This is a genomic window from Herminiimonas fonticola (assembly GCF_040395855.1).
Taxonomy (GTDB): Bacteria; Pseudomonadota; Gammaproteobacteria; order Burkholderiales; family Burkholderiaceae_D; genus Oxalicibacterium; species Oxalicibacterium fonticola_A.
This window is the reverse complement of the sequence record NZ_JBEBPO010000127.1, coordinates 1-5,401: the sequence shown is the minus strand read 5'-3', so window position 1 is coordinate 5,401 and position 5,401 is coordinate 1. Positions and strand designations below refer to the sequence as shown.

Annotated in this window: 4 protein-coding genes; all 4 read left to right on the top strand. The window is 52.7% G+C overall.

The features are described 5' to 3' along the window. Nucleotides 1–258 precede the first annotated feature (258 nt). Nucleotides 259–549 (top strand): co-chaperone GroES, encoded by a 291-nt coding sequence (gene groES, locus ABWP27_RS12030; protein ID WP_011871932.1) that lies wholly within the window; start codon nt 259–261, stop codon nt 547–549. A gap of 121 nt (nt 550–670) precedes the next feature. Further along, nucleotides 671–2,320 (top strand): chaperonin GroEL, encoded by a 1,650-nt coding sequence (groL, locus tag ABWP27_RS12025; protein ID WP_353157136.1) that lies wholly within the window; start codon nt 671–673, stop codon nt 2,318–2,320. A 314-nt stretch (nt 2,321–2,634) separates the two neighbouring features. Next, the gene (locus tag ABWP27_RS12020) at nt 2,635–4,152 is read left to right on the top strand and encodes a BCCT family transporter (protein ID WP_353157133.1); all 1,518 of its coding nucleotides are present in this window, start codon (nt 2,635–2,637) and stop codon (nt 4,150–4,152) included. 23 nt (nt 4,153–4,175) lie between these two features. Next, nucleotides 4,176–5,401: MFS transporter (locus ABWP27_RS12015; RefSeq protein ID WP_353157130.1), on the top strand; the 1,226-nt coding region annotated here is incomplete at its 3' end.

Genomic DNA, 5,401 nt, shown 5'->3' with positions numbered 1-5,401 from the left:
CCATGGTTATATTTTTGATAATTTCTATTGAATTCAGAATTAAATGAATTTCGACACTCGCCTGGACAGACTTTATTATTCTTCATCACCGGCTTGAATTATTAAACAACCGTCCCTATACTTAGCACTCGCCGGAAGAGAGTGCTAACAACTTTCCCCGATCGACCAACTTTCTAGTGCGGCATGTATGCACTGTAAAGCACGCTTTGCAGCCCATGCCGCAAATCACCATAACCTATTGAAAACTAAGGAGTTTGTATGAACCTTCGTCCTTTGCACGATCGCGTCATCGTCAAGCGCCTCGACCAGGAAACAAAAACTGCGTCCGGCCTCATCATTCCTGAAGCAGCTGCTGAAAAGCCTGATCAAGGTGAAGTTCTGGCTATCGGCAACGGCAAAATCCTCGATGACGGCAAAGTCCGCCCACTCGACGTTAAAGTCGGCGACCGCGTTTTGTTCGGCAAATATGCTGGTCAATCGGTCAAGGTCGATGGCAACGAAGTCCTCGTGATGCGCGAAGAAGACATCATGGCAATCGTACAAAAGTGATGCCATTTTTCGATTGCAGCGGCGATGCCCATGCAATCGAAACCCGGTGTCATCTCTAGTTGGAATTCAGTGATCAGTTAGTTAATGACTGTCACTTAACGAATATTCAGGAGCAATCAACATGGCAGCTAAAGAAGTAATTTTCGGCGACGCAGCGCGCGCCAAGATGGTTGAAGGCGTCAACGTTCTGGCGAATGCAGTTAAAGTAACCTTGGGCCCTAAAGGCCGTAACGTGGTTCTGGAACGCTCGTTCGGCGCACCAACCGTCACCAAAGACGGTGTTTCGGTTGCGAAAGAAATCGAACTCAAAGACAAATTGCAAAACATGGGCGCACAGCTCGTGAAAGAAGTGGCTTCCCGCACCAGCGACAATGCAGGCGACGGCACCACCACTGCAACCGTATTGGCACAAGCGATCGTTCGCGAAGGCATGAAATACGTTGCAGCCGGCATGAACCCAATGGATCTGAAGCGCGGTATCGACAAGGCAGTTGCTGCAACCGTCGAACAACTGGCCAAGATTGCCAAGCCATGCACTACCACCAAAGAAATCGCTCAAGTCGGCGCGATCTCGGCGAACTCCGATTACTCGATCGGTGAGCGCATCGCTGAAGCAATGGAAAAAGTCGGCAAGGAAGGCGTCATCACTGTTGAAGACGGCAAATCCCTGAATGACGAACTCGACATCGTTGAAGGTATGCAGTTTGACCGCGGCTACCTGTCGCCATACTTCATCAACAATCCAGAAAAGCAAACCGCTATTCTGGAAAACCCGTTCATCCTGTTGTGCGACAAGAAAATCTCCAACATCCGTGACCTGCTCCCGGTACTGGAACAAGTTGCTAAAGCCGGCCGTCCACTGCTGATCATCGCAGAAGACATCGAAGGCGAAGCACTGGCAACGCTGGTTGTGAACAACATCCGCGGCATCCTGAAAACCTGTGCTGTTAAAGCACCAGGCTTCGGCGATCGTCGTAAAGCAATGTTGGAAGACATCGCTATCTTGAGCGGCGGCCAAGTCGTTGCTGAAGAAGTCGGCCTGACTTTGGAAAAAATCACGCTGGAAGAATTGGGCCAGGCGAAACGTATCGAAATCGGCAAGGAAAACACCACGCTGATCGACGGTAACGGCCAGGCTGTCACGATCGAAGCACGCGTCAAACAAATCCGCGCGCAAATCGAAGAAGCAACCTCGGACTACGACCGTGAAAAACTGCAGGAACGCGTTGCCAAACTGGCAGGCGGCGTTGCAGTGATCAAAGTCGGTGCAGCTACCGAAGTTGAAATGAAAGAGAAAAAAGCACGCGTTGAAGATGCACTGCACGCAACCCGCGCAGCTGTTGAAGAAGGTATCGTTCCAGGCGGCGGCGTTGCTCTGTTGCGCGCACGTGCTGCAATCAGCGTCAAAGGCGACAACTCGGATCAGGAAGCTGGTATCCGTATCGTTCTGCGCGCAATGGAAGAGCCACTGCGCATGATCGTGCAAAACGCCGGCGAAGAAGCTTCGGTCGTTGTGGCTAAAGTATTGGAAGGCAAAGGTAACTTCGGTTACAACGCTGCCAACGGTACCTACGGCGACATGGTTGAAATGGGCGTTCTCGATCCAGCTAAAGTAACGCGTTCGGCATTGCAAAATGCTGCATCGATCGCTGCACTGTTGTTGACTACCGATTGCATGGTTGCTGAAGTCGCTGAAGACAAAGCAGGCGGTGGCGATATGGGCGGCATGGGTGGTATGGGCGGCATGGGTGGTATGGGCGGCATGATGTAAGTGCCCGCTCTGCAGGAATGAGCAAGCCTCATTCCTCTCAAGCATAAAAAATCCCGCAAGGCGCACGCTTTGCGGGATTTTTTTATTGGAATGGCCATCGAAGGATGGCTTGCAATTGCATCAGGCATTCGTGTGCGTCTGATGTTTTGAATTTTTGAATGACCGCCTGCGATGGCATTTCCGCATTCGCCTGTACCAGGCTCTTGAAACCATGTGCATCTCGCCAACAGTCATTCAGCCAACAGCGATTAGAATGTTGATACAAGATTGAAAACGCCAGCGAGCATACTTCAACAGCACGCACCAAGGCTTATATGCAATTAATTTTCTCCGCTGGATCAATTTTGCTGATCGTGCTGTGGGGCGTTTTTTCACCTGCATCGCTCAGTCTCGTGTTCGACACTGCTCTGGTCAGCGTCACCAAGAATTTTGGCTGGCTCTATCTCTGGACTGTGCTGGCGCTCGTAGCATTCGCCTTTTTCCTGGCTGTCAGCCGCTATGGAAATTTGAAACTTGGCGGCGAGGACGATGAGCCGGAGTTTTCCATCAGCACCTGGTTCTCCATGCTCTTTGCTGCCGGCATGGGTATCGGACTGGTGTTCTGGGGCGTTGCCGAACCGATCTCTCATTATTCTTCCGCTCCACCCGGCATTCAACCCGGCACGCCGGAAGCGGCTAACGCGGCCATGCGTTATGCATTCTTTCATTGGGGACTCCACCCATGGGCTGTGTATGGCATTGTTGCCCTTGCGATTGCCTTCTTCCAGTATCGGCGACAGAGCGTTGCACTCATCAGCGAATCGACCAAGGCTTTACCATGGGCACCGATTCGACGGATGTCGGGACTATTCAATGTGCTCGCAATAGTCGCCACCGCATTTGGCGTTGCCGCCTCATTGGGAATGGGTGCGCTGCAAATCAATACCGGTCTTGAAGTCGTATTCGGGCTGCCGGTCAGCAAGACAGCGCAAGTGGGCATTATTCTGGTCACCACTGCAGTATTCGTCACCTCTGCCGTTACCGGAGTAACCAAAGGCATCAAGCTGCTTTCCACGCTCAATATGGTGGTTGCTGCCGCACTGACACTCGCCGTATTCCTGCTTGGCCCCACCGTTGCCATCATCGATACGCTTACCAATACGCTCGGTTCCTATCTCAGCGAATTTATCCGCATGAGCTTGCGCATGACACCCTTCCGCGACAGCAGCTGGGTTGGCGGATGGACGTTGTTTTATTGGGCCTGGTGGATTTCATGGTCGCCATTTGTCGGGCTGTTTATTGCTCGTGTATCGCGCGGCCGTACCATACGCGAATTTATTATCGGTACGGTGCTGGCGCCCTCGCTCGCTGCATTCATCTGGTTTTCGGTATTCGGCGGAACCGCTTTATATATGGAAATCTGGGGGCATGTGCCTATCGTCGATGCGGTAAAAACAGATGTATCGACAGCTCTCTTTACCATGTTTGGTGCCATGCCACTTGGTATGCTGATGTCCATCGTCGCGACACTGCTGGTATTCGTGTTCTTCGTTACTTCAGGCGATTCGGCTACGCTGGTGCTGGGCATCATGAGCACGGGCGGCAATCCCGATCCTTCTGCAAAAATCAAGATGATATGGGGCGCACTGGTTGCGGGCATCGCCATCAGCCTGCTGCTCGCTGGCGGCCTCAAGGCCATACAGACGGCAACCATTCTGTTCGCCCTGCCATTTACGCTCGTGATTCTTTTGATGGTTGTATCGCTCTGGCGCGCGATCCGCGAAGACTGGGATGAGGAGCAGCGACAGGAAAGAGAACTGCGTCGGCGCATACGGGAAATGACATCAAAATGACTTTACGGATGATTGAATACTAGATGGAGAAAAACTCTTCGGCAGGACAGGCGATAGCGGGTTTATTACTCCCGCTCTCTTCGCTGCTCAGCGGCGCCGGTTTGCTGGTGGTCGGCGTCGGCCTGCTTTTTTCTGTGCTCGGTTTGCGTGCAGTGATGGCCGATTTTTCAACGGCAGTGACCGGACTGATCATGTCGGCATATTTTGTCGGCTATATTCTCGGCACCTATCTCTGCCCTGCCATCATCCGGCGCGTCGGGCATATACGCGCGTTTGCTGCCATGGCCTCCATCGCATCGACCGTTCCTATTCTGCACGCCCTGTGGATAGATCCATGGTTCTGGGGTGCGTTGCGACTGATTACCGGAATTTGCCTGGTCGGACTGTACATCGTCATTGAAAGCTGGCTGAACGTACTTGCACCGAGCAACCATCGCGGCAAGGTATTTTCCATCTATATGTCAGTAACCTTTATCGCGCTGGCCATCGGGCAATGGCTGATTCTGGTGGGCGAAAAAAACGGCTTCGTGCAATTTGCACTGGTCTCCGTGCTCTTTTCGTTTGCCCTGCTGCCAATTACGCTGACACCGGTAACGGAGCCAGTGTCCGTCGCGCCGCCTCAACTTGGCTTACGCAATCTGTACAGGATTTCGCCACTCGGATTTGTCGGCGCAATCGCTTCCGGTTTATTGAATGGCGCCCTCTACAGCATGGGCGCCGTCTATGCGCAGGCTGTCGGCTTTAGCGATCTTGGCGTTGCCACTTTCATGGCGGCGACCATTCTGGGCGGTGCGCTCTTTCAATGGCCGGTAGGACATTATTCCGACCGGCATGATCGACGCTTCCTGATGCTATGGATTTGTATCGGTAGCGCATGTCTGGCGACACTTGGCTTTTTCTTCTCCAGAGCATCGGAAGAGACGCTGATTCTGATCGGCATTCTTTACGGCGGTTTTGTCTTTACGCTGTACGGCTTGAGCGTTGCGCACGTTAACGACTTGATTGATCCATCCCGCGTACTTGAAGTAACCGGCGGACTCCTGTTATTGCACGGTATCGGTGCGGTCATCGGCCCGACGGTTGCCGGTGCCATGATGGACATCCTGAATCCGGAAAGCCTGATGCTTTATTTTGCGCTGGTACTCAGCCTGTTCGCGGTGTTTGCCGTCTATCGCATCAAGGCTGCACCGGCAGTACCGGAATCAGAGAAATCCCATTACGTAGTCATGACAGGCAGTTCACCCATCAT

Bases quoted from the DNA above. Each gene is read 5' to 3' on its own strand.
- groES (WP_011871932.1), top strand. From the start codon at position 259: ATGAACCTTCGTCCTTTGCACGATCGCGTCATCGTCAAGCGCCTCGAC.
- groL (WP_353157136.1), top strand. From the start codon at position 671: ATGGCAGCTAAAGAAGTAATTTTCGGCGACGCAGCGCGCGCCAAGATG.
- ABWP27_RS12020 (WP_353157133.1), top strand. From the start codon at position 2,635: ATGCAATTAATTTTCTCCGCTGGATCAATTTTGCTGATCGTGCTGTGG.